Raw genomic sequence first — 24,146 nt, forward strand, 5'->3', positions numbered from 1 at the left:
CCCTCAGCCCCGGGCCCGGAGCCGGTCGGTGCTGTCCTCGCTGGGCTGTACGACGACGATGCCCTGGCCGGAGAAGGCCATCTGGTAGGCCTCCCCGCTGCCCCGGCCGATCATCGACGAGGCCTTGAAGCTGCGCTTCCCCTTGACCTTGAGGTTCGGGGACCAGGCGACGAGCGCGTCGGGGTCGACGTACGTCTCGTCGTCACCGCGGCCGCAGTCGACGACGATCGGCGTGCCGCGGGAGGTGATGGCGACCCAGCCGGTGCCGGAGACCTGGACGTTGAACAGGCCCTGGCCGGCGAACTTGGCCATGCCCTTGACCCGCTCGACGCCCCACTGGAGGTGGGCGTCGAAGGCGAGCAGGTTGGTGCCGTTCACCGACAGGGCGTCGTTGTCGAGGTTGATGACGACGACGTCCGCGCCGTAGTCGGCGAGGTAGAGCAGACCGTCACCGCTGCACTTCATCAGCGGGGCGCCTTCGCCGGTGAGCCACTGCGAGGCCATCTGGCGAACGGCCGGCGGGTTGGGCTCGTACTGGACGAAGCCCTCGTACGCGACCATCGAACCGGTGCGCGCGAAGAGGTCCTGGCCGCTCTGCATGGCGACCTTGAGCATGGCCCGGCCGTGGTTCTCCATGCGGGCCGTGACGGGAGTGGGGGCGTAGCCCGCCAGCTGCTGGTTCATTGCGTTCATGTCGGGCTCCCTCAGACCTCGTACGGCTGGACGACGATGAAGTTGCCGGGAGCGCCGCGGAACTGGAGGTTCACGGTCTCCCCGCTGTGGCCGGGGTAGGCGTTGCGCCGCAGCCGGACCTGGCTGGAAAGGATCACCTGTGAGGCCGCGGACCACGCGACGACGGCGTTGCTGTCCGCGAAGGTGGTCGGGGTGACGGGCAGGACGACCGGGACGCCGTGCGTCTTGACGATCACCGTGCCGGTGCCCTGGAACTGCATGGTGAACAGGGCGCCGCCCGGGATGCCGTGGCCCTCGATGCGGCGGACCTCGTGCTGGAGCGACTCGTCGAAGGCCAGGACGGCTTCGGCGGAGACGCAGATCGCGTCGCCCTGGAGCTCGATGGCGTGCAGGTGGGCGCCGGTCTCGGCGAGGAACACCTGGCCGCGGCCGGTGCAGCGCATGAGCTGCATCTCCTGGCCGGTGGCATTGCCCACGATGCGGCCGGCGAAGCCCGCGCCCTTGTAGCTGAAGTCCACCTTGCCCTGGTACAGCACCATGCTGCCCTGGCGGGCGAGGACGGCCTGGCCGCCCATGGAGAGGTCGACCCGCATCAGCTGCTGGTTCTGCGGGGTCCAGCGGGCGCCGGTGGGGGCTTCCTTGTACGGCTGGAGGGCGGCGGCGAGGCCGGCTCCGGCGGCGCCGTGCGGCGCGGTGCCGGTGCCCAGCTGCGGGCCGTGGCCGGGGGGCTGGCCGTAGCCGGGGGGCTGGCCGTAGCCGGGGGGCTGGCCGGGGACGTGGCCGTGGCCGGGCTGCTGCCCGTAGGGGGCGGGGGCCGGGGCGGGCGGGGGTGCCTGACCCGGGTACTGGCCGGGGAGCTGCTGGCCGTACGAGGGCTGCTGCTGCGGCCGGCCGTACGGCGCGGGGGCCGGGGCGAGCGGCGCGGCCATGGTGGGCGCGCTGTGCACGGGGGCGGGCGCGGAAGGCTGCTGGTACGGCTGCGGCTGCTGCGGCTGCTGGTACGGCTGGGGCTGGTGCGGCTGGTGGACGGGTGCCGGCGCGGGGGCGCCGAAGGACGGCGCGGGGGCCGGGGCCTGGGGTGCCGGGGCGCCGAAGGAGGGCGCGGGGGCCGGGGAAGCCGCCTGCGGGGGCGGTGCGAAACCGGGCGCGGCGCCGCTCTGGGCCGGGACCTGCTGCTGCGGCTGTGCCTCCTCGGCGACTTCGCCGCCGAAGTTGCGCAGGAGCGCGTCGAGGCCCCCGTCGAAGCCCTGGCCGACGGCGGCGAAGCGCCACACGTCCTTCAGGTAGAAGTCGCCGAGCATCACGGCCCGCTCGGTGGTGAACTCGGAGCCCGTGAACGCGTACCGGACGACCTCTTCGCCGCCGGCCACAATGCGGATGTAACCCGGTCCGATCTGCGACATCTGCCCGGCGCCGTCGATGGTGGCGGTGAAGGACAGCCTGTGGATCGCCGGCGGAACACGGTCCAGCGTCACCCGGAAGGATTCGGTGTCGCCCGCCTGCGCGCCGAGCTGCTGGATGGACTCCTCCGGTGACTTCGGCTGGTTGAAGAAGACGAAGTAGCGGTCGTCCGAAAGCTGCTCGTTCGCGTCGAGGCCGAAGCAGCTGATGTCGAAGGCGAGTCCGGGCCCGGAGATCTGGACGCCCACGTACAGATCGGTGCCCGCCGTCAGATCACTGATCTTGGCCTTGTGCCCGCGTTGGAATTCCCTGGCCATACGTAACGACCGTCCCCCATCCCGACTGTAAATGCGTGCCGCTCAGGCTAACGGCAACTGCCGACATCCGGCCAAGTCGGTACCGACCCGGTACATATCACCGTGCGTGACGCCTTGGTGGTGGGCCGGGGTCACTCGTCGCGGGTCGCGGGGGGCTGCGGGAGGCGCTCGGCGGCGACGACTCCCTCCAGGTATCCCCGGGCCCGCTCCGTGCGCGGGTAGGCCTCCAGCAGCTCCCAGAAGCGGGGCCCGTGGCCGGGCACCAGGAGGTGGGCCAGCTCGTGGAGGAGCACGTAGTCGACGACGTACTCGGGCATGCCCTGGAGGCGGTGCGAGAGGCGGATGCTGCCCTCGGCGGGGGTGCAGGAGCCCCAGCGGGTGTTCTGGTTGGTGACCCAGCGGACGCTGACGGGGCGGGCGCGTCCGCCGAAGTACTGGCCCGACAGGCGCTCGGCGCGCTCGGTGAGCTCCGCGTCCCCGAGGGTGCGCTTGCTCTCCTGGGAGGCCAGCTTGTCGAGCATGACGCCCACCCAGCGGCGCTCCTCGGCCTCGGACATCCGGGCAGGGATGAGGATGACCGTACGGTCACCCTCGCGGTAGGCCGATACGGTCCTGCGGCGCCGCGCGCTCCGGCGGACTTCGACGGCGCGCTGCGGTGGATCGGCGGACACGCCACGACCGTACCCGGTCGCCGTTGCGGAAGTCCCGTCCGTCCGGGGTTCGAACATGATCGATTCGCTGGGTGATTCCCCCCGCACCCCTTTCCTCATCTCATATGCCTTATACCCCCCGCCTGTGGACAAACTCCCGCACGGAATGCGGCGGGCGGGCACTGTGGCGGAAGCACACGGAAGGACGCACGTACGCGGAAACAGTGCAGGAACAGGAATGCGAACAGCGGATTCGAGGGGGCGGCGATGTATCCGAAGGTGAAACCCGCGCTGGCACGGGCCTGGCGGGACTTGAAGACGGTGCAGTTCGGGGTGACACCCGCGCACGCCGTGGTCTTCGGCCCCGTGGACACGGCGACCGGATCGCTCATCGACCGGATCGACGGGACCCGGGGGATGGAACTGCTGCGGGCCGAGGCCGTCGGGATGGGGCTGCCGGAGGGCTTGGCGGACGAGCTGGTCCGGCGGCTCGCGGGGGCCGGCCTGCTCGACGACGCCACGGCCGGCGGCCCGCGGGCCCAGGCCGTCCGGGGCCGGCCGGAGGTGCTGGAGCGGCTGGGTCCCGACCTGGGCTCGCTGTCCCTGGTGCACCGGGAGCCGGGCGGGGACTTGCGCGGCGTCGCCGCACGCCGGGCGATACGGGTCCAGGTGCGCGGGAGCGGCCGGGTGGGCGCCGTGATCGCCTCCGTCCTGGCGGGCGCCGGCGTCGGCCGGGTCGAGGTGCTCGACGGGGGCCGGGTCGAACCGGGGGACGTGGCGCCCGGGGGGCTGGGGGCGGAAAGCGTCGGCCGGCTGCGGGCCGAGGCCGCGGGGCGGGCGGTGCGCGGGTCGGCCCCGGGCCGGGCGCCGCGGGCCGGGGAGGGCGAGGGGCCGGAGCCGAGGCTGGCCCTGGTGGTGGTCGCGCCCCGGGACGGGCTGCAGGCCTGGGCACCCGATCCGGAGACCGCGGCCGGCTGGGTGGCGACGGGCGTCCCCCACCTGTACGCGGGGGTGCTGGAGGGCACCGGGCTGGTGGGTCCTCTGGTGCTGCCGGGGACCACGGCATGCGCGGGGTGCATGGAGCGCGAGCGGGTGGAGCGGGACCGCACCTGGCCGAGGATGCTGGTGCAGTGGCGGTCGGCCCACCGGCGCCGGGCCACCGCCGCGTGCGACCTGGGGCTGTCCACGGCGGTCGCCGGCCTGGCCGCCGCCCACGCCCTGTCCTTCCTCGACGGTGGGCTGCCCGCCTCCACGGGCGCCCGCTGGGAGGCGGCCCTGCCGGCGCTCCACTGGGAGCACTCCCGGGTCCTCCCCCGTCCCGACTGCCCCTGTGGCGCGGACGCGGGCCGTCCGGCGGTGCTCGAGCGGGTGGGAGGAGGATCGGACCGGCCGGGAGGGCCATGACAGGATGCCTTGGGTCCGAGGGGTCTTCGCGAACGTCGCTTGCGGCTCAGCCGTCTGGGAACTGGAGGGGCACATGTCTGATCTTCCCCGGAAGGCGGTCACCCGTACCGTCAAGCTGGCCGCGCTGCCGCTGGGCATCGCGGGTCGGGCCACGTGGGGGCTGGGCAAGCGGATCGGGGGCAAGTCGGCGGAGATCGTGGCCCGCGAGCTCCAGCAGCGCACCGCCGAGCAGCTCTTCAAGACGCTCGGGGAGCTGAAGGGCGGGGCGATGAAGTTCGGCCAGGCCCTGTCCGTCTTCGAGTCGGCCCTCCCCGAGGAGGTCGCGGGGCCTTACCGGGCGGCGCTGACCAAGCTCCAGGAAGCCGCCCCGCCGCTGCCCGCCGCGACGGTCCACCAGGTGCTGGCCGACCGGTTGGGCGAGGACTGGCGGGAGCTGTTCGAGGAGTTCGAGGACAAGCCGGCCGCGGCGGCCTCGATCGGGCAGGTGCACCGGGCGGTGTGGCACGACGGCCGACAGGTCGCGGTCAAGGTCCAGTACCCGGGGGCCGGGGAGGCCCTGCTCTCGGACCTCAAGCAGCTGGGCCGGTTCGCGGGCCTGCTCGGTCCGCTGATCCCTGGCATGGACATCAAGCCGCTGATCAAGGAGTTGCGCGACCGGGTCTCGGAGGAGCTCGACTACGAGCTGGAGGCCGAGGCCCAGCGGACCCACGCGGACGCCTTCGACGGCGACCCGGACGTGGTCGTGCCGGACGTCGTGCACCAGGGCGACCAGGTGCTGGTGACCGAGTGGATGGAGGGGACTCCGCTGTCGGAGGTGATAGCCGACGGCACCCCGGAGGAGCGCGACCGCGCCGGGCAGCTGCTCGCCCGCTTCCTCTTCTCCGGACCCGCCCGCACGGGGCTGCTCCACGCGGACCCGCACCCCGGCAACTTCCGCCTCCTCGCGGGCCCGGACGGCCGGATGCGCCTGGGCGTACTGGACTTCGGCACGGTCGACCGGCTGCCCGGCGGCTGGCCCAAGCCCATCGGCAGATCGCTGCGGATGACCCTGGACGGGGACGCCGAGGGGGTCTACGGACACCTGCGTGCCGAGGGGTTCGTGAAGGAGTCCATAGAACTGGACCCGGACGCACTGCTGGACTACCTCAAGCCGATCATCGAGCCCGCCGAGGCCGAGGAGTTCACCTTCACCCGGCCGTGGCTGCGCGGCCAGGCGGCGCGGATCGCCGATCCCCGCTCCCCCGCGCACCAGTTGGGCCGGCAGATCAACCTTCCGCCGTCCTACCTGCTGATCCACCGGGTGACGCTCAGCACCATCGGGGTGCTGTGCCAGCTGGGCGCGACCGTGCGGCTGCGGGACGAACTGGACGCCTGGCTGCCGGGGTTCCCCTCCGCGCAGTGAGACGGCCGGGGCGGCCTCGGCGGCGGCCGGGGCGGCTACGCGGGCGGCCGGGGCGCCGGCCGCGGGAGCCGTTCACCACCACGCGGAGTCGAGTCTGCCCTCGATCGCCCGGAGGTTGGCCCGCGCGCAGTCGTCGCAGAAGTAGTGCCTGCCGCCGTTCTCCATGGAACAGGTCCAGGTCGGCGGGGCGCCGTCCGGGGACCGGGCACCACAGCGCGCGCAGACGACGGGCTGGGCCTCGGGCCCCGGCGGTTCAGGGCGGGGAGTCGGCTGGTCCACCTCCGGACGATATCCCCGAAGGACGTGGACGGCAGTGCGCAACGCCCCGGGGGGACCGGTCCGTTCGGACCGGTCCCCCCGGGGCGCCGTTTCATCGGTTCTCGGTTCTCGGTTCTCGGCTCTCTACCGTCAGTGCATGACGGCCATGGCCAGCGCACGCCGGGCGCGCAGCGAGACGCGCTCGGCGCGACGCTGCATCCGGCGGGCGGCGACCAGGCGCACGGCGTGACGCTCGGCGTCCACCTCGCGCATGCGGTCGTCCATATGGGCACGGGCCAGGGCTTCTGGGATGAGTTGCATTTCGCGGGTCCTGTTCTGGCGCGAGGTGATCGCGCCGGCGGTGATGAAGTCTGCGTGGGCGGCGCCGTGCGGCTGCTCGCTCGTGGTGCTGGGGGTCATGAGGGCCTGCTTCAAGGGGTCGTGCGTGAGGGGGCGGTCGATGGTTCCGGCGGCGGTCATGCCGAGACGACCGGGTTCTTGCGCGGACGGCCGCGGGGACGCTTGCGGGCGACGACGACGCCTTGGACGAAGAGCTCGCCACCCCACACACCCCAGGGCTCGCGGCGCTCGCTCGCCCCGGCGAGGCAGGCCTCGACCAGCGGGCAGGTGCGGCACAGGGACTTGGCGTACTCCACGTCGGCCGGGGACTCGGCGAAGAAGACCTCGGGGTCGAAGGTACGGCAGGGAACGGGTACGCCCAGGTTCTCGATGGCGTCGTCGAGCGCGGTCAGCGCGGTGAGCGGGGTCAAGGCGGGGTCCTCCGGGACTGCGGGCGGGGAGATCGTTCGGGTCTGAGATACGGACGGGGCGTGCGCTTCGAGTTGCACGGTGTTTTCTTCCTCGTCTGGGTGGCTAGTCGTTCCGGCCGGTCGGCCGGGTTCGGCTGGTACCTGGTTCTGCCAGTCCCGAGGCCCCTTCGCTCCGTCGTCCCCGGTCGGGGACAAACAGAAGGGCCGCGGATCCCGGGTGGGGTTCCGCGGCCCTGAAGGCGCCGGCCTGATCATGCGTCAGGCTGGATCGCTCCAGGGTTCGAGCCCGCGGAAGGCCCACATCAGGTGGTGCTGCGTCGTCTGCTTCGTCTTGGCTCCGGCACCGGCTGCGGCCGCAAACCCATAGGCGGCATGCGCCTGGGCTTCCTTTACCGCCACCAGTGCCTGGGCCGGTCGCTCGTTGCGCTCGCTGACCGGACGGGTCGCCAGCAGGGCGGCGGGGCTGTCGGCGGAAATCGCGGACAGACCGGTACCCCGGAGGGAGACGGAACCGAGCAGGCAGGAAGCGGCGACCGAGCGATCGGTCATTTTGGTGAAGGTGATGAAGCTGGTCACTGGTCTCGCCTCCTCTCGGCGTCTCGGGGACCGCGGCCCGAAGGCCCGTCCCATGCGTATTCGGATAAGTACAGCACGGATCCAGGGCTTCGGAGAAGCCACCGTTTCCGTTGCTAAGAACCTATGGGGCTTCGCCGGGCATGTGCAAACTATTTTTCCGACGAGTTTCTACGCGTCGGCACCTGCGCCGACGCCGGGCTCCCCACCTGCGCAGATGGCCAGGACATCGGCTCCGTACCGGTCGAGCTTGCGGCCGCCCACCCCGGAGATCATCGACAGCTCTCCCGCCTCGGACGGCGCGGCCTCCGCGATGGCCATCAGCGTCTTGTCCGTGAAGACGCAGTACGCGGGCAGGCCCTGCTCCTTCGACTGGCCGGCGCGCCAGTGCCGCAGCCGCTCGTAGAGCCCTTCGTCCATGTCGGAGGGACAGTCCTCGCAGCGCATCAGCTTCACCTCGCCGGCCTCGGTCAGCGTCCTGCCGCAGACCCGGCAGAGCACCGGTCCCCGCCGTCCGCGCTTGCGGGCCCCCCTGTCGGCCGCGGGGCCCGTACCGCTGCCCGGCGCCGCGGAGCCGGGCCGCAGGCCGTTCAGGAAGCGGCTGGGGCGCCGGGAGGCCCGTCCGCCCGGAGCGCGGGAGAGCGCCCAGGAGAGGTTCAGGTGCAGCCGTGCCCGGGTGACGCCGACGTAGAGCAGCCGGCGCTCCTCCTCGACCTGCTCGTCGGTCTTGGCGTAGGTGATCGGCACCATGCCGTCGGTGAGGCCGACGAGGAACACCGCGTCCCACTCCAGGCCCTTCGCCGCGTGCAGCGAGGCGAGCGTGACGCCCTGGACGGTCGGGGCGTGCTGGGCGGCCTTGCGCTCGTCCAGCTCGACCGTCAGGTCGGCCAGGGTGGCCCCGGGGCGGGACCGGGCGAAGTCCTCGGACAGGCGGACCAGGGCCGCCAGCGATTCCCACTGGTCGCGCACGGCGCCGGAGCCGGCGGGCGGCTCGTGGGTCCAGCCGGTGGAGCTGAGGACCGCCCGGACCTGGGAGCCGAGCTCGACGACGTCGTCGAGGAGCGGGTCGTTCCCCCCGGAGCGGGCCGCGCCGCGCAGCGCGAGGATCGCCTTCTGGACCTCGCCCCGCTCGAAGAAGCGCTCGGCCCCGCGCAGCTGGTAGGGGACCCCGGCGTCGGCGAGGGCCTGCTCGTAGACCTCGGACTGGGCGTTGATGCGGTAGAGGACGGCGATCTCGCCGGCCGGGACGCCCGCGGCGATCAGGTCCCGGATGCGGCGGGCGACGCCCTCGGCCTCGGCGGGCTCGTCGGGGTACTCGGCGTAGACCGGGTCCGGGCCGGTCTCGCGCTGGGAGACCAGCTCCAGCCGGTGCTCGGCGGCCCGGCCCGTGGCCTGGTTCAGCAGCCCGTTGGCGAGGTGGACCACCTGGGGGGTGGAGCGGTAGTCGCGGACCAGCTTGACCACGGTGGCCTGCGGGTAGCGGGTGCGGAAGTTGAGCAGGTGGTCGGGGGTGGCGCCGGTGAAGGAGTAGATCGTCTGGCTGGCGTCGCCGACCACGCACAGGCTGTCGCGCTCCCCGAGCCACAGGTCGAGCAGCCGCTGCTGGAGCGGGCTGACGTCCTGGTACTCGTCCACGACGAAGTGCTGGTACTGGGTGCGGATCTGCTCGGCGATGTCGTGGCGGTCCTGGAGGATGCCGACCGTCAGGAGGAGCACGTCCTCAAAGTCGATCATGCCGCGGTCGCGCTTGAGCTGCTCGTACATCGCGTAGATCTGGGCGGTCTCGGCGGTGTCCCGGGGGGCCTCGCGGCCGGATTTCAAGGCGGCGGCCGGATAGTCGGCGGGCACGGTCTGGGTGACCTTGGCCCACTCGATCTCGCCGGTGACGTCGCGCAGCTCGTTGCGGTCGAGGCGGACCCGGCAGCGCGCGCCGGCCTCGGCGACGAACTGGATCTTGCGCTCCAGCAACCGGGGCACGTCCCCGCCGACGGCCCGGGGCCAGAAGTACTGGAGCTGGCGCAGGGCGGCGGAGTGGAAGGTCCGGGCCTGGACCCCGCCCGCGCCGAGGGTGCGCAGCCGGCCGCGCATCTCGCCGGCGGCGCGGTTGGTGAAGGTGACGGCGAGCACGCTGGCCGGCATGAGCTGGCCGGACCGGACGCCGTAGGCGATGCGGTGGGTGATCGCGCGGGTCTTGCCGGTCCCGGCTCCGGCCAGCACGCACACCGGGCCGCGCAGGGTCGTCGCGACCTCGCGCTGCTCCGGGTCGAGGCCCAGGAGCACCGCGTCGGCCGAGTCGGCGGCCGCGGGGAAGGATGAGGAGTGCGTTGCTGATGTCACCCTGCCATGCTGCCAGGTCCCCTGGGGCGGGCGGGAAAGCTGTCCACAGGCCGCCCCCGTTCGTCGTACGTACGTACCGGTCCGCCGGGGCGCGGGAATGGCCGGGCGGCCCCGTGCGTTCGAGTACTCGGACCACCGAGCCCCCACCGAGGAGAGCGCAGCATGCAGGACACGGGCACCGTCACGATGTACAGCACGACCTGGTGCGGCTACTGCCGCCGGCTGAAGAGCCAGATGGACCGGGAAGGCATCGCGTACAACGAGATCAACATCGAGCTCGACCCGGAGTCCGCGGCGTTCGTGGAGAAGGCCAACGGCGGCAACCAGACGGTTCCGACCGTGCTCGTGACCTCCGCCGCCGGCAACGAGTCCGTGATGACGAACCCGAGCCTGGCGCAGGTCAAGCAGGCCCTCGCCGTCTGAGCGTGCGGGCAGCGCGCGAGAAGCGCGCAGGAAGCCTGCGAGAAGGCCCCCGCCGAGGGTATCGGCGGGGGCCTTCCGCTGTGACGGAGGTCATGGCGGCAGCCGGGGCGGCGGCGGCCCGCGGCGGCCGTCGCCCAGCACTGGCTAGGCGGTCGGCCGGGGCAGCGGCTCGCCGTACCAGCGCTCGACCAGGCGGGCCGCGATGGAGACGCCCGAGGGGGGCAGGACCTCGCCCGCCTCGATCGCCGCGCGCAGGTCGGCGCGGGAGAACCAGCGGGCCTCCTGGATCTCCTCGCCGTCGACGGTGATCTCGTCCGTAGTGGCGCGGGCCGTGAAGCCCAGCATCAGGCTGTACGGGAAGGGCCAGGGCTGGCTGGCCACGTACGCGACGTCGCCGACCTTGACGCCCGCCTCCTCCCACACCTCGCGGACGACCGACTGCTCGATCGACTCCCCCGGCTCCACGAAGCCGGCCAGGGTGGAGAAGCGGCCCTCCGGCCAGTGCACCTGGCGCCCCAGCAGCGCGCGGTCGTGCGCGTCCGTGACCAGCATGATCACGGCCGGGTCGGTGCGCGGGTAGTGCTCGGCCCCGCAGCCCGGGCAGCGGCGGATGTGCCCGGCCGCCGCGACCACCGTGCGCTCGCCGCAGCGGGAGCAGAAGCGGTGCATCCGCTGCCAGTTCTCCAGCGCCACCGCGTGGACCATCAGCCCGGCGTCGCGCGGGGAGAGCAGCAGACCGGCCTCGCGCAGCCCGGCGGGCCGGGCCGACTGGTCCATGCGGCCCGGCAGCGAGTCCTTCTGCAGCGCGAAGTAGCGTATGCCGTCCTCGTCGGTCCCCAGGAAGTAGCGGTGGGTCTCGGTGACCGGGGCCTCGAAGGCCGGGGTCATCAGGATGCCGGTGCCGCCGTCGGGGGTGTCGTCGATCAGCACCTGGCCGCCGGAGACGACGAAGACGCGGGTCGTCGGGTGGCTCCAGGCGGCGGCGAGCCAGGCCTCGTCCAGACGGTGGTGCGCGGCGCGGTCGATTCCGCTGGCTGCGGCGAGCGAGATCGGGCGCTCGGGCTCGGTTCGGGTGCTCACTGGTACTTCCTACTCCCCCGGTGGTGGGACACGGCAGGCTCGACGGAACGGTGCGGGGCGCGACGGGACGGGAACGTGGTGGCGGGCGGGCCCCTCAGGCGGGTGTGCGGTGCGTGGCGGCGAAGTCGCCCCACAGGTAGGCGGCCGTCTCGACGCCCTTGAGCAGGAGGTCCAGCTCCACCTTCTCGTTGGGCGAGTGCCAGCCGTCGGAGGGTACCGAGATGCCGAGGAAGAGGACCGGGGCGCCCAGGACGTCCTGGAGGTCCGCCGCGGGCCCGGAGCCGCCCTCGCGGGTGTAGCGGATCTTCTGGCCGAAGGCCCGGCCCATGGCCCGTACGACCGACTGGAGCGCGGGGTGGTCCAGCGGGGTCAGGCACGGGCGGGTCGGGGCGCCGAAGGTGACGCAGTGGCGGACCCCGTCCGGGACGCGGGCCGCGAGCCAGTTGGTGAAGGCCACCTCGACGTCGTACGGGTCCTGTCCCGACACCAGGCGGAACGACAGCTTCAGGTGCGCGGAGGCGGGCACGATCGTCTTGCCGCCGGGGCCCTGGTAGCCGCCGCCGATGCCGTTGACCTCGGCGGTCGGGCGGGCCCAGACGCGCTCCAGGGTGGTGTAGCCGGCCTCGCCGGCGGTCGCGTAGGACTTGGCGGTGCGCAGCCACTCGGCCTCGTCGAAGGGGAGCTCGGAGATCAGCTCGCGCTCCGCGTCCGTCAGCTCGGCGATGCCGTCGTAGAAGCCGGGGATCGTGACCCGGCCGTCCTCGTCGTGCAGGGCGGCGACCACGCGGGCGGCGACGGCGGCCGGATTGGGCACGGCCCCGCCGAAGGCGCCGGAGTGGATGTCCTGGTCCGGGCCGTGGAAGTCGATCTCGCAGTCCGCGACTCCGCGCATGCCGGTGCAGACGGTGGGGGTCGTCTCGGACCACATGCCGGTGTCGGAGACGATCACGACGTCGGCGGCGAGCTCGGCGGCGCGGGCCTCGACGAGCTCGCGGAAGTGGACGGAGCCGGACTCCTCCTCGCCCTCCACGATCAGCTTGAGGTTCACGGCGGGGGCGGTGGCACCGGTGGCGGCCAGGTGGGCCCGGACGCCGAGGGTGTGGAAGAAGACCTGCCCCTTGTCGTCGGCGGCGCCTCGCCCGTACATCCGGCCGTCCTTGACCACCGGGTCGAAGGGGTCGGTGTGCCAGCCGTCGGCGAGGGCGGCGGGCTGTACGTCGTGGTGCCCGTACACCAGGACGGTGGGGGCGTGCGGGTCCTCGCTCGGCCAGTGCGCGAAGACGGCCGGGGCGCCCTTGGTCTCCCAGATCTCGGCGACCGGGAAGCCGGTCTCCGCCAGCTTCGCGGCGAGCCATTCGGCGCTGCGGCGTACGTCGCCCGCGTGCTCGGGCTGGGCCGAGACGGAGGGGATGCGGAGCCACTCGGCGAGGTCGTCGAGGAAGGCGGCGCGGTGGGTCTCGATGTACGTGCGGACAGCGCTGTCCGCCGGGGTGTCGCTCATGGCCACGAGCCTAGCCGTCCGTCCGGCGGTCGCCGTTCGCGCCCGTTTCGCCTTGGAGGATCCGCTCAAGGCGGCTGCGGTCGGGGAGGTCCCGGGGGCGGATCACGCGGCCGCTGCGGACGTGCAGGAACACGGCGGCGACCCGGTCGAGGGGGGTGCCGGTGGCTTCGGCCCAGGCCAGGCGGTAGACCGCGAGCTGGAGGGGGTCGGCCTCGGTGGTGCGGCCGGTCTTCCAGTCGACGATCTCGTACGAGCCGTCCGGGTTCTCGTAGACGGCGTCGATCCGGCCGCGGACGACCCCGCCGGCCAGGGTGATCTGGACCGGGGCCTCCATGCGGTGCGGGGGGCGGTCGGCGTAGGGGCTGCGCTCGAAGGCGGCCTTGAGGGAGGCGAGGTCGGCCTCGTCGGCGATCTCCTGGTCGGAGCCGGGCAGCTCGGTGGCGGGGTCGAGGACGTCGAGCATCGGCAGGGGGAGCTCGTCGAACCGGGACTCGACCCAGGCGTGGAACCGGGTGCCCTGGCGGGCGGCCGGCTGCGGCGGCCGGGGCATGGGGCGGGCGAGGTCGCGTGCGAAGCCCTGCTCGTCGGCGGCGAGCCGGAGCAGCTGGCTGGCGGAGAGCGCGGCGGGCAGCTCGACGTCCCGGACGGCCTGCCGGGCACGGCGGAGCTCGCCCTCCAGGGCTTCGAGGTCCCGGTCCCAGGAGGCGATGGCGCGGGCCTCCTCCGGAGTGAGGCGGCCTCCGGCCGGCTCGGCGGCATCCGGGGCCGTGGCCCCGGGCGCCGGACGGGACGCGGGACGGCGGCCCGCGCCGGCCGGGTCCGCGGTCCACGGCTCCCCCGCCCAGGGGTCCTCGGGGTCCGGGTGCCCGGGCACGGGCACGGCCGCCGGGCCCTCGGACCAGGGGGCCGACAGGTCCGGCACCGGCGGGGCCTGGCGTCCGGGTACGGGCACGGCCGCCGGGTCCGCGGTCCACGGCTCCCCCGCCCAGGGGTCCTCGGGGTCCGGGTGCCCGGGCACGGCCGCCGGGCCCTCGGACCAGGGGGCGTCCGGCCAGGGACCCGCCGGGGTGGGCGCGGGAAGGGTCGTCGGGTGCGGGGGGCCCGGGGGTGTGGGCGGGCGCTGTGCGCGGGTGGCGGGGGTGCGGGGGCCCGGGACGGAGCCGGGGTCCGGCCAGGGGGCCTCGTCGTAGGACGGGTCCTCGCAGTCCGGCGGCCACAGGTAGGCCTCGTCGTCCTCGGGCGGGACCGGGGCGGGCGGCGGGGTCGCCAGGTAGGTCTCGACCAGCGACGCCGCCGCGCGGCGCAGCCGCAGGGAGGCCGGGTCGAGCGGCAGCGGCCAGGCGTGGTCCCCGCCGTCGCCCTCGGCCAGTGCCGGGTTCTGCGCGTCGGCGTCCGGCTCGTCGGCCCAGGCCTCGATCTCCCCGAAGCCGGCCGCGCAGTGCCCGTACAGCGCGGTCAGGAACTCGGACGGCCCGCGTCGCCTCTTCTGGGTCGGTCCCCACCAGTGGCCGGAGGCCAGCAGGAGGGAGCGCGGGCGGGTGAAGGTCACGTAGCCGAGGCGGAGTTCCTCCACGGCCTTGTGCTCCTTCAGGGCGGTCTTGAAGGACTTCAGGCCGGCCGAGGTCCAGGCCGGGTCGCCCGGGAGGGTCGGGGCGTCGCCGCGCAGCGCGTACGGCAGCACCTTGGCGTAGGAGGTCCACGCCTCCGGCGGCTTCTCCTTCGGGAAGGAGCCCGCGCACAGGTCGGGGACGACCACCACGTCCCACTCCAGCCCCTTGGACTTGTGGGCGGTCAGGACCTTCACGGTGTTCTCGCCGCCCGGCAGGGCGTGGTCCAGCCCCTTCTCGTACTGGGCGGCCGTCCGCAGGAAGGCCAGGAAGGCGAGCAGGGAGGCCTCGCCGTCCAGGGCGGCGAAGCCCGCGGCGACGTCCATGAAGTTCGACAGGGTCTCGCGGCGGCGGGCCGCCAGCGCGTGCGGGGACGCGGACAGCTCCACCTCCAGGCCGGTCGCCGTCAGCACCCGGTGCAGTACGTCCATCAGCGGGTCGGCGAGCGAACGCCGCAGGTCGCGCAGCTCCTGGGCGAGGTGGGCGAAGCGGACCCGGGCCTCCGCCGAGAAGGGCAGGTCGTCGGGGGCCTGCCCGGCTCCGTCGAGGAAGGTCTCCAGCGCGTCGGCCAGCGACACGATCTCCGCCGGGTCCACGCCCTCCACGGCGGCGGCGAGGCGCTCGTCCGCGTCCGTGTCGGAACCGCCCGGGGCACGGCCGATCAGCAGCCGTGCCCGCCGGCCCAGCAGGGCGAGGTCGCGGGCGCCGATCCGCCAGCGCGGACCGATGAGGAGGCGGACCAGTGAGGCGTTGGCCCCCGGGTCCTGGAGGACCTCGCAGACCGCCACCAGGTCGGCGACCTCGGGCAGGTGCAGGAGCCCGGAGAGGCCGACCACCTCCACGGGCACGTCCCGGTCCACCAGCACCGCCTGGATGCGCGCGAAGTCCCCGGCGGACCGGCACAGCACCGCGATCTCCCGGGGCTCCGTCCCCGTGCGGACGAGATGGGCGACGGAGTCGGCGAGCCAGTCCAGCTCCTCTGCGTGCGTGGGCAGCAGGGCGCAGCGCACCGAGCCGTCGCGCTCCGCGCCCGGCGCGGGGCGCAGCGCCTCCACGCCCTCGTGCATGGACCGCAGCGGGGCGGCGAGGCCGTTGGCGAGGTCCAGCAGGCGGCCTCCGCTGCGCCGGTTCTCGCTGAGCGAGAAGCGGGTGGCGGGGGTGCCGTCGGCGTGCGGGAAGTGCTCGGGGAAGTCGTCGAGGTTGGCCACGGAGGCGCCGCGCCAGCCGTAGATCGCCTGGCAGGGGTCGCCGACGGCGGTCACGGCGTGGCCGCTGCCCCCGCCGAAGAGGCCGGACAGCAGCAGCCGCTGCGCGACGGAGGTGTCCTGGTACTCGTCGAGCAGGACCACCCGGAACTCCTCGCGGAGCAGGGCGCCGACCTCGGGCCGGGTGGTGGCGAGCTGCGCGGAGAGGGCTATCTGGTCGCTGAAGTCGAAGAGGTCGCGGGAGCGCTTCGCGGTGCGGTAGCGGGTGACGAGCTCCAGCAGTTCGAGGCGGCCGCGCACGGCCTCCGGCACCTTGCGCAGGTCTTCGTTGCCGAGCCTGGTGCCGGCCAGGGTGTCCAGCAGGGCGGTGTCCCAGGCGCGCAGCTCCGCCGGCTCGACCAGGTGCTCGGAGAGTTCGGCGTCGAGTGCGAGCAGGTCGCTGACCAGGTCGGGCACGGACTTGGTGAGCGAGGGGTAGGGGCCGGGGGCCTCGCGCAGCACCTTCGCGGCGAGCTGGAAGCGGGTGGCGTCGGCGAGCAGGCGGGAGCTGGGCTCCAGGCCGATGCGCAGGCCGTGGTCCTTGAGGAGCTGCCCTGCGAAGGCGTGGTACGTGGAGATGCGGGGCTCGCCGCCGGCCGCGTCGGCCTCGGCCGGGGAGGGGTCCGGGTCGGTGATGCCGGCCCGCGCGAGGGCCTTGCGCACGCGCTCGGCGAGCTCGCCGGCGGCCTTGTTGGTGAAGGTGAGGCCGAGGACCTGCTCGGGCGCGACCGCGCCGGTGCCCACCAGCCAGACCACGCGGGCCGCCATCACGGTGGTCTTGCCGGAGCCGGCTCCGGCGACGATCACCTGGGGGGCGGCCGGGGCGGTGACGCAGGCCAGCTGTTCGGGCGTGAAGGGGATGCCGAGGAGCTCTTTGAGCTGCTCGGGGTCGGTGAGGACGGACGGGCGCGCGGACACCTGGAAAGGCTAGCCGCCCCCGCTGACACTCCTCGACGGCCGTTCGGTTCCCGAGGTCCCGCCGGGGTGCGGTGTCCGGCCGGCGGCCGTCACTCCACGGTCTGGCGGCCCTCCGGGCGGACGCTGCACGAGCTGCGGAAGGAGCAGTGGTCGCAGTGCCGGCCGGCGGCGGGGGCGAAGCGCTCGTCGAGGACCCGTCCCGCGGCGGTCGCGAGGAGGTCGCCGACCCATTCGCCGTCGAGCGGCTGCTGGGCCTGGATCTTGGGGACGGTGTCCCCGCCGTCGCGCGCGGCGGCGCCCTGCCGGAGCTGGACCAGTTCGGCGCCGCCGGGGGCCGGGCGCCGACCGTCGAAGGCCTCGTCGACGGCGCCCTCGCGGACGGCGAGCTGGTAGACGGCGAGCTGGGGGTGGCGGGCGACCTCGTCCTTGGTGGGCGCGGCCTTGCCGGTCTTGAAGTCGACGACGTACGCGCGCCCCTGCGGGTCCGCTTCGACGCGGTCCATGGAGCCGCGGATGCGGACGGCGTACTCGCCGGCGTCGAGGGTGACGTCGAACTCGTGCTCCGTGGCGACGGCCTCCCGGCCGCCGCGGTCGGTGGTGTGCCAGCGCAGGAAGCGTTCCAGGGCGGCGCGGGCGTTCTCCTTCTCCTGGGCCGACTTCCAGGGGGCGTCGAAGGCGAGGGCGTCCCAGACGGAGTCGAGCCGCTCCATGAGGACGGCGAGGTCGGCGGGGGTGCGGCCGGAGGCGACCTCGTCGGCGAGGACGTGGACGACGTTGCCGAAGCCCTGGGCGGCGGTGGAGGGGGTGTCGGCCTTGACTTCGCGGCCCAGGAACCACTGGAGGGAGCAGGTGTTGGCGAGCTGGTCCAGGGCGCTGCCGGAGAGGGCGACGGGGCGGTCCCGGTCGCGCAGCGGCACGCTGCTGCGGGTGGGCTCGTACAGGCCCCACCAGCGCTGCGGGTGCGCGGCGGGCACCAGCGGGCGGTCCTCGTCGTCGGTGAGCGCGGCGAGGCGGGCGAGGCGGCGGGCGGCGGCGTCGCGCAGGGCGGGCGAGGCGTCCGGGTCGACCGTGGTGGCGCGGAGCTCGGCGACGAGGGCGGGGACGGCGAGGGGGCGGCGGGGGCGGCCGGTGACGTCCTTGGGCGGTACGCCGAGCTCGGTCAGGAAGCGGGAGGGCTGGTCGCCGTCCTCGGCGGGGGCCTTGACGGCGGTGACGACGAGGCGCTCGCGGGCGCGGGTGGCCGCCACGTAGAAGAGGCGGCGCTCCTCGGCGAGCAGGGCGCCGGGGGTGAGGGGCTCGGCGAGGCCGTCGCGTCCGATGCGGTCGGCCTCCAGCAGGGAGCCTCGGCGGCGCAGGTCGGGCCACAGGCCCTCCTGGACGCCTGCGACGACGACGAGGGACCACTCCAGACCCTTGGAGCGGTGGGCCGTCATCAGCCGGACCGCGTCGGAGCGGACCGCCCGGCCGGTGAGGGTGTCGGCGGCGATGTCCTCGGCTTCGAGCTGTTCGAGGAAGTTGAGGGCGCCGCTGCCGCCGGTGCGCTCCTCGGCGCGGGCGGCGGTGTCGAACAGGGCACAGACGGCGTCGAGGTCGCGGTCGGCGTTGCGGCCGGCCGCGCCTCCGCGGCGGGCGCCACGCTCCAGGCGCTGCGGCCAGGGGGTGCCGTCCCAGAGGGCCCACAGGGCCTCTTCGGCGGTGCCGCCGCCCTGGAGCAGCTCGCGTGCCTTGCGCAGCAGCAGCCCGAGGCGCTGCGCGCCGCGGGCGTAGGCGGGGTCGTGCGCGGTGAGCCGCTCCGGCTCGGCGAGGGCGCGGGCGAGCAGCACGTCGGAGGGGGCCGGCACCTTGACGCCTGCGGCGCGCTCCTCGTCGCGCAGGGCGCGGCCGAGGCGGCGCAGGTCGGCGGCGTCCATCCCGCCGAGCGGCGAGGCGAGCAGCGTGATGGCGGCCTCGACCCCGACCCACCCGCTGCCCCCACCCGACTCGGCGGTGCCGGGGGCGCCACCCCCGGGGGCCGCCGCGTGCCCGGGGGCGTCGGCGGCGGCCGCGGGCTCGGCGGCGTCGGCCGGGGGCGCTGCGGGCCCGGGGGCACCGGCCGCGGCCGCGGACCCGGCGGATGCTCCGCTCGTCGCGCTGCCTGCCGCGGGCGCGTCGGCGCCGGCACCGGCAGCGGCAGCGGCAGCGAGCACGGTGGCATCGTCCGCGGGCTCGGCGGCGTCGGCCGGGGGCACGGCGGGCGGCTCGGCCGCCGTGGTGCCGGGCGCGGTCGCCGGGGTGCCGGGCGCGGTCGCCGGGGTGCCGGGCTCGGCCGCGTCGGCATCGGCGCCGTCGGGCGTCGCGGGCACGGGGGCGTCGGCGGTAGCCGCGGGCTCAGCGGGGGGGCCGTCCAGCGCGGTGACGGGCTCGGCGGCTTCGTTCTCGGGGGTCGGGGTGGCGGCCGTTGCGGCAAGGCGCAGGGCCGTCAGGAGGGGGGCGACCGCCGGTTCGTGGCGCAGCGGGGTGCCCGAGGCGTCCGTCTCGGTCGGGACTCCCGCCGTGTTCAGGGCGCGCTGCATCGCCGGGAGGCTGCGGCCGCCCGAGCGGACCAGGACCGCCATGTCCTGCCACGGCACCCCGTCCTCCAGGTGCGCCCGGCGCAGGACGTCGGCGATGTTGTCCAGCTCGGCCCCGGCGGTGGGGTACGTGTACACCTCGACCCGGCCGCCCTCCCGTACGGGCGTCAGCGCCCGGTGGGCCTTCACCGCGGCGGACGGCAGCCGCGGCAGCGGCATGCGGGCGGTGAGCAGCCGGGTGGCCGCCAGCAGGGCGGAGCCGGAGCGCCGGCCCACCGTCAGGGCGCGCACCTGCGCGCCCGGGAAGGCCGAGTCGAAGTCCAGCACGTTGTTGATGTCGGCGCCGCGGAAGGCGTAGATCGACTGGTCGGGGTCGCCGAAGGCGACCAGCGTGCCCCCGGCGCCGGTCAGCGCCCGCAGCAGGCGCAGCTGCGAGGCGTCCGTGTCCTGGTACTCGTCCACGAGGATCACGTCGTACGCCGAGGCGAGCGAGGGCGTGCGCTCCGCGAGGAGGACCGCGCGGTGCAGGAGTTCCGCGTAGTCCAGGGTGCCCTGCATGTCCAGGACGTCCAGGTACTCGGAGAGGAAGGCCGCCGCCGCCTTCCAGTCCGGGCGGCCGATGCGTGTCGCGAAGGAGTCGAGGGCGGCCGGGCCCAGGCCCAGCTCGCGGGCGCGGGCCAGGACGGCGCGCACCTCGTCGGCGAAGCCGCGCGTGGTCAGCGCGGCCCGCAGGTCGTCCGGCCAGCGGATGGAGCGGATCCGGCGCTGGCCCTCCAGCAGGGTGCGGACCATCACGTCCTGCTCGGGGCCGGACAGCAGCCGCAGCGGGTCGGCGAAGAGGTCGGTGTCCTGGTGGGCGCGGACCAGCCCGTAGCAGAAGGAGTGGAAGGTGGTGGCCTGCGGCGCCCGCGCCCCGCCGAGCCGCAGGGCGGCCCGGTCGCGGAGTTCGACCGCGGCCTTGCGGCTGAAGGTGAGGATCAGGACGCGGGCGGGGTCCGTTCCCGACTCCACCCGGGCGGCGACCGACTCCACCAGCGTGGTGGTCTTCCCGGTGCCCGGTCCGGCGAGGACCAGCAACGGTCCGCCGACATGGTCAACCACCGCCCGCTGCGCTGCGTCCAGAACAGGGGGACCGACCCGTTCCGGCCCGCTCCGCACGAGGCGGTACGCGTCAGGGGTCCGCGTACGCCGCCGTTCGGTGCGGTCGGAGGAAGAGGTGATCACGTGAGCTGCCGGTCCTGGTGGGTCTGCGGGTGGTACGGGGGCTGCGGCGCCCGCCGCGGGCGGGCGGTCCGCGCGGTTCGCGGGTGCGGCGGGGGTCGTCGCGAAGGCTGCCGCGGCGTCGGCCGCGCCGGCCCCGGCCGAGGCCGAAGGGGCAACGCTACGTCAAGCACGCTCCCCCGCGCAGCCGCCCCGCATCCCCCGTACGGGCCTTCGCACGGGCGCTCGACCGCCCGTCCGGGCGGCGCATGGCCGAAGCTGTCAGGTGTGAGCCTCGTCGCGCGTCTCGTCCTGTCCGGGGTCCCGGTTCCCGTCCCAGCGCGCCCGGCGCATGTCCAGCCGGCGCTCGCCGGCGGCGGTCGTCCGCAGCGGGGTGGTCTCGGCGCGGTAGTGCGCCAGGGCCCGCCGCTCGCTGCCCGGGAGCGGCAGGCCGTCCGCCCGCACCACGCGCCACCAGGGCACGGCTCCGCCGTACAGGGCCATGACGCGGCCGACTTGGCGCGGTCCGCCGTCGCCGAGCCACTCGGCGACGTCCCCGTACGTCATCACCCGGCCGGGCGGAATCCGCTCGGCCGCGTCCAGTACGCGCTCCGCGTAGGCGGGCAGCTCCTCGCTCATTCGGTCCATGGTGCCGCACGCCGGCGACCCGTCGCCGGAAGGTTGGGTTCCACACCGGCGCGCACCCTGATGCCCCGCTCCCCCGTCGGTCCGTGCCACCATCTTCCGGGCGGTGACTGGTGATACGTGATCAAGAAGAGACGGAAGTGACGACGAAGGAGCAGGGTGTGGGCCCTCCGGACGGCGCGGAACCGGACGACGGCGCGCGCCCGGACGACGGCCCCGCCCCGCGCCCGGAGGCGGCACGCCCCGAGCGGGCGGACCCCGCGCGGAACCGCCCCGCGCGGAACGGCCCCCCGCAGGAGAACCCCGGGCAGGCAGGCCCCGAGCAGGAAAGCTCCGGGGAGGAAGAGCCGGAGCGGACGGGCCCCGAGCGGACGGATTCCGAGCCGGAAGGTTCCGAGCCGGCAGCCCCCGAGTTCCCCTTCCCGGACCAGGTCCGCCCTGACCTCCGTCGGCCCGACGGGGACCTCGACCTCCCCGCGGGCGCAGAAGTCGTCACGTACGACCACGGCCCCGGCCCGCACGGGCACGCCCCGACGGCGGCCGACCGGGTCGAGGTGGACGAGCCGCTGCTCGCGGCCCGGGTGCACCGCCCGTCCGACCTCGTGCGCCTCCTCGTCGGCATCCTCGGCATCGCCGTCGTGCTCGCCATCGCGGCCTTCGCCCACGGCACCACCGCCGGTCTGCAGGCCGACATCAAGGAGGGCACGGGCGCGGCCCCCGACCTGCTGATCAAGGTCGCCGCCCTGGTGTCCAGCATCGCGGTGCTGCTGCTCCCCGTGGCCTTCGCCATCGAACGGCTGATCAAGCGCGACGGACTGCGCATCGCCGACGGCGTGCTCGCGGCCGTCCTCGCGCACGGGGTGACGCTCGCCACCGACCTGTGGGTCTCCCAGGCCGCCCCCGCAACCATCCAGGAGGCGCTGACCCGCCCCGCCGGAGCCGGCGGAGCCCTCACCGACCCGGTGCACGGCTACCTCGCGCCCGTGATCGCGTACATGACCGCCGTCGGGATGACCCGCAGGCCGCGCTGGCGCGTGGCGCTGTGGGTGGTCCTGCTCCTCGACGCGTTCACGATGCTGGTCAGCGGCTACACCACGGCCTTCTCGATCATCCTGACGGTGCTGCTCGGCTGGAGCGTCGCGTACGGCACCCTCTACGCGGTCGGCTCGCCGAACGTACGGCCCACCGGCCACACCCTCCTCGCGGGGCTGCGCCGGGTCGGCTTCCGCCCCGTCAGCGCGATGCGCGCGGAGGTGGGCGACGGACCCGAGGCCACCGAGGTCAGCGACCGCGGACGGCGCTACCACGTCACCCTGGAGGACGGCCCGCCCCTGGACGTCACGGTCGTCGACCGCGAGCAGCAGGCCCAGGGCTTCTTCTACCGGGTCTGGCGCCGGCTCACCCTGCGCGGCATCACCACGCGGCGCAGCCTGCAGTCGCTGCGCCAGGCGCTGGAGCAGGAGGCCCTGCTGGCGTACGCGGCCATCGCGGCCGGGGCGAACGCGCCGAAGCTGATCGCCACCTCGGAGCTGGGCCCGGACGCCGTGATGCTCGTGTACGAGCACCTGGGCGGCCGCACGATGGACTCGATCCCGGACGAGGAGATCACCCACGACCTCAGCCGCAACGCCTGGGAGCAGGTGCGCGCACTGCAGTCGCGGCGGATCGCGCACCGCCGGCTCACCGGTGACGCCCTGGTGGTGGATCGTTCCGGCAGTGTCATCCTCACCGACCTGCGGGGCGGTGAGATCGCCGCGGGCGACCTGGTGCTCCGGATGGACATCGCGCAGCTCCTGACCACGCTCGGCCTGCGGGTCGGGGCGCGGCGGTCGGTGGCCTCGGCGGTGTCGGTGCTCGGCCCGGACGCGGTGGCGGACTGTCTGCCGCTGCTCCAGCCGATCGCGCTGAGCCGCTCCACGCGGGCGACGCTGCGCAGGCTGGCGCGGGAGCGGGCGGAGCGGGAGCGGGAGGCCGTACTGGAGTCCTCGCGGGCGGCGAAGGCGGCGCGCGAGGCGGACGCGGCGGCGGTCTCGGCCTCCGCCGACCGGAAGGCCGAGAAGAAGGCGCTGGACGACGCGCTGGAGGGGGCGCGGGAGGAGGACCTGCTGAGCCAGATCCGGCAGCAGGTACTGCTGATCCGGCCGCAGGCCCCCGTGGAGCCGGCCCGGTTGGAGCGGATTCGGCCGCGCACGCTGGTGTCGTTCATCGCGGGCGCGTTCGGTGCGTACTTCCTGCTGACGCAGCTCGCGCACGTCCCCCTCGCGGAGACCGTCGGGGAGGCCCAGTGGGGTTGGGTCGGGGCGGCCCTCGCCTTCTCGGCGCTGAGCTATTTCGCGGCGGCGATGAGCCTGCTGGGCTTCGTGCCCGAGCGGGTGCCGTTCCTGCGGACGGTGCTCGCGCAGGTGGCGGGGTCCTTCGTGAAGCTGGTGGCTCCGGCGGCGGTGGGCGGCGTGGCGCTGAACACGCGGTTCCTGCAGCGGGCGGGGGTCCGGCCGGGGCTCGCGGTGGCGAGCGTGGGTGCCTCGCAGCTGTTCGGGCTGGCCAGCCACATCCTGCTGCTGCTGTCCTTCGGCTACCTGACCGGCACCGAGAAGACCCCGGAGATGACCCCGTCCCGGACGGTGATCGCGGGGCTGCTGACGGTGGCGGTGCTGGTGCTGGTGGTGACGGCGGTCCCGTTCATGCGGAAGTTCGTGGTGACGCGGGTGCGGGCGCTGTTCGCAGGCGTGGTGCCGCGCATGCTGGACGTGCTGCAGCGGCCGCAGAAACTGGTGACGGGCATCGGCGGGATGCTGCTGCTGACCGGCTGCTTCGTGATGTGCCTGGACGCGTCCATCCGGGCGTTCGGGGGCGGCCAGGCCATCAGCTACGCGAGCATCGCGGTGGTGTTCCTCGCGGGCAACGCGCTGGGGTCGGCGGCGCCGACGCCGGGCGGCATGGGCGCGGTGGAGGCCACGCTGACGCTGGGCCTGGTCGCGGCCGGGCTGGAGAAGGAGGTGGCGATCTCGGCGGTGCTGTTGTTCCGGCTGGTGACGTTCTGGCTGCCGGTGCTGCCGGGGTGGATCTCGTTCAACTTCTTGACGCGCAAGGAAGCGATCTAGCCTCCCGGCCGGGGCACGGGTGAACGGGGGGCCGCCCCTCCCGGGGCCCGCCCCCCGAACCCCTGGGGCACGG

Annotated in this window: 17 protein-coding genes; 4 read left to right on the top strand and 13 right to left on the bottom strand. The window is 74.5% G+C overall.

Features of this window, described 5'->3' with window-relative positions:
- Positions 1-3 precede the first annotated feature (3 nt).
- The 3 genes from ACFWU6_RS22660 to ACFWU6_RS22670 all read right to left on the bottom strand — a co-directional run bounded on the left by ACFWU6_RS22660 (position 4) and on the right by ACFWU6_RS22670 (position 3,139).
- Positions 4-684: an AIM24 family protein gene (locus ACFWU6_RS22660; protein WP_383798225.1), complete on the bottom strand. Its 681-nt coding sequence runs from the start codon at positions 682-684 to the stop codon at positions 4-6.
- Positions 685-704: 20 nt separating this feature from the next.
- Entirely contained in the window at positions 705-2,411 is a 1,707-nt protein-coding gene (locus ACFWU6_RS22665) for a TerD family protein (protein WP_383982754.1), read from the bottom strand.
- A gap of 131 nt (positions 2,412-2,542) precedes the next feature.
- Positions 2,543-3,139 carry a M48 family metallopeptidase gene (locus ACFWU6_RS22670; RefSeq protein WP_383982756.1) on the bottom strand — a complete coding sequence of 199 codons (597 nt, stop codon included), beginning with the start codon at positions 3,137-3,139 and terminating at the stop codon, positions 2,543-2,545.
- Positions 3,140-3,328: 189 nt separating this feature from the next.
- Between ACFWU6_RS22670 and ACFWU6_RS22675 the strand changes: the two genes are divergently transcribed.
- Together ACFWU6_RS22675 and ACFWU6_RS22680 are read left to right on the top strand one after the other, a co-directional pair.
- Positions 3,329-4,465, top strand: a complete 1,137-nt coding sequence (locus ACFWU6_RS22675; RefSeq protein ID WP_383797954.1) for a TOMM precursor leader peptide-binding protein — start codon at positions 3,329-3,331, stop codon at positions 4,463-4,465.
- Positions 4,466-4,538: 73 nt separating this feature from the next.
- Positions 4,539-5,867, top strand: coding sequence for an ABC1 kinase family protein (locus ACFWU6_RS22680; RefSeq protein WP_383797956.1), 1,329 nt, complete (start codon positions 4,539-4,541; stop codon positions 5,865-5,867).
- A gap of 72 nt (positions 5,868-5,939) precedes the next feature.
- Here the strand turns inward: ACFWU6_RS22680 and ACFWU6_RS22685 are convergent, their stop codons facing one another.
- The 5 genes from ACFWU6_RS22685 to ACFWU6_RS22705 form a co-directional block, all read right to left on the bottom strand.
- Positions 5,940-6,146, bottom strand: coding sequence for a hypothetical protein (locus tag ACFWU6_RS22685; protein ID WP_383982758.1), 207 nt, complete (start codon positions 6,144-6,146; stop codon positions 5,940-5,942).
- Positions 6,147-6,275: 129 nt separating this feature from the next.
- Positions 6,276-6,605 carry a hypothetical protein gene (locus ACFWU6_RS22690; protein ID WP_383797960.1) on the bottom strand — a complete coding sequence of 110 codons (330 nt, stop codon included), beginning with the start codon at positions 6,603-6,605 and terminating at the stop codon, positions 6,276-6,278.
- On the bottom strand, positions 6,602-6,973 hold the full coding sequence (locus ACFWU6_RS22695) for a WhiB family transcriptional regulator (RefSeq protein ID WP_383797961.1): 372 nt from the start codon (positions 6,971-6,973) through the stop codon (positions 6,602-6,604). Before ACFWU6_RS22695 ends, ACFWU6_RS22690 begins: the two co-directional genes overlap by 4 nt.
- Positions 6,974-7,153: 180 nt before the next feature.
- Positions 7,154-7,444, bottom strand: a complete 291-nt coding sequence (locus ACFWU6_RS22700) for a hypothetical protein (protein ID WP_383798228.1) — start codon at positions 7,442-7,444, stop codon at positions 7,154-7,156.
- Between the two features lie 195 nt (positions 7,445-7,639).
- Entirely contained in the window at positions 7,640-9,805 is a 2,166-nt protein-coding gene (locus tag ACFWU6_RS22705) for an ATP-dependent DNA helicase UvrD2 (protein WP_383982760.1), read from the bottom strand.
- A gap of 162 nt (positions 9,806-9,967) precedes the next feature.
- Between ACFWU6_RS22705 and ACFWU6_RS22710 the strand changes: the two genes are divergently transcribed.
- Complete coding sequence (locus tag ACFWU6_RS22710; protein WP_383797965.1) at positions 9,968-10,228, top strand: mycoredoxin; 261 nt, start codon at positions 9,968-9,970, stop codon at positions 10,226-10,228.
- A 144-nt stretch (positions 10,229-10,372) separates the two neighbouring features.
- Here the strand turns inward: ACFWU6_RS22710 and nudC are convergent, their stop codons facing one another.
- The 5 genes from nudC to ACFWU6_RS22735 all read right to left on the bottom strand — a co-directional run bounded on the left by nudC (position 10,373) and on the right by ACFWU6_RS22735 (position 20,975).
- The gene (nudC, locus tag ACFWU6_RS22715) at positions 10,373-11,308 is read right to left on the bottom strand and encodes an NAD(+) diphosphatase (RefSeq protein WP_383797967.1); all 936 of its coding nucleotides are present in this window, start codon (positions 11,306-11,308) and stop codon (positions 10,373-10,375) included.
- Positions 11,309-11,402: 94 nt separating this feature from the next.
- On the bottom strand, positions 11,403-12,809 hold the full coding sequence (locus ACFWU6_RS22720) for a dipeptidase (protein ID WP_383982762.1): 1,407 nt from the start codon (positions 12,807-12,809) through the stop codon (positions 11,403-11,405).
- A gap of 10 nt (positions 12,810-12,819) precedes the next feature.
- Positions 12,820-16,578 (bottom strand): UvrD-helicase domain-containing protein, encoded by a 3,759-nt coding sequence (locus ACFWU6_RS22725; protein WP_383982764.1) that lies wholly within the window; start codon positions 16,576-16,578, stop codon positions 12,820-12,822.
- Positions 16,579-16,667: 89 nt separating this feature from the next.
- Positions 16,668-20,351 (bottom strand): ATP-dependent helicase, encoded by a 3,684-nt coding sequence (locus ACFWU6_RS22730; RefSeq protein WP_383982766.1) that lies wholly within the window; start codon positions 20,349-20,351, stop codon positions 16,668-16,670.
- 258 nt (positions 20,352-20,609) lie between these two features.
- Positions 20,610-20,975 (bottom strand): MGMT family protein, encoded by a 366-nt coding sequence (locus ACFWU6_RS22735; RefSeq protein ID WP_383797976.1) that lies wholly within the window; start codon positions 20,973-20,975, stop codon positions 20,610-20,612.
- 158 nt (positions 20,976-21,133) lie between these two features.
- On the opposite strand from ACFWU6_RS22735, the gene ACFWU6_RS22740 reads away from it, so the two are divergent.
- Complete coding sequence (locus tag ACFWU6_RS22740) at positions 21,134-24,073, top strand: lysylphosphatidylglycerol synthase domain-containing protein (RefSeq protein ID WP_383982772.1); 2,940 nt, start codon at positions 21,134-21,136, stop codon at positions 24,071-24,073.
- Positions 24,074-24,146: the final 73 nt, after the last annotated feature.

The organism is Streptomyces sp. NPDC058674 (assembly GCF_042716505.1).
Classification (GTDB): domain Bacteria; phylum Actinomycetota; class Actinomycetes; order Streptomycetales; family Streptomycetaceae; genus Streptomyces.

Coding starts and splice junctions, on each gene's coding strand:
- ACFWU6_RS22660 (WP_383798225.1), bottom strand. CDS start 684: ATGAACCAGCAGCTGGCGGGCTACGCCCCCACTCCCGTCACGGCCCGC.
- ACFWU6_RS22665 (WP_383982754.1), bottom strand. CDS start 2,411: ATGGCCAGGGAATTCCAACGCGGGCACAAGGCCAAGATCAGTGATCTG.
- ACFWU6_RS22670 (WP_383982756.1), bottom strand. CDS start 3,139: ATGTTCGAACCCCGGACGGACGGGACTTCCGCAACGGCGACCGGGTAC.
- ACFWU6_RS22675 (WP_383797954.1), top strand. CDS start 3,329: ATGTATCCGAAGGTGAAACCCGCGCTGGCACGGGCCTGGCGGGACTTG.
- ACFWU6_RS22680 (WP_383797956.1), top strand. CDS start 4,539: ATGTCTGATCTTCCCCGGAAGGCGGTCACCCGTACCGTCAAGCTGGCC.
- ACFWU6_RS22690 (WP_383797960.1), bottom strand. CDS start 6,605: ATGACCGCCGCCGGAACCATCGACCGCCCCCTCACGCACGACCCCTTG.
- ACFWU6_RS22700 (WP_383798228.1), bottom strand. CDS start 7,444: ATGACCGATCGCTCGGTCGCCGCTTCCTGCCTGCTCGGTTCCGTCTCC.
- ACFWU6_RS22710 (WP_383797965.1), top strand. CDS start 9,968: ATGCAGGACACGGGCACCGTCACGATGTACAGCACGACCTGGTGCGGC.
- ACFWU6_RS22720 (WP_383982762.1), bottom strand. CDS start 12,809: ATGAGCGACACCCCGGCGGACAGCGCTGTCCGCACGTACATCGAGACC.
- ACFWU6_RS22735 (WP_383797976.1), bottom strand. CDS start 20,975: ATGGACCGAATGAGCGAGGAGCTGCCCGCCTACGCGGAGCGCGTACTG.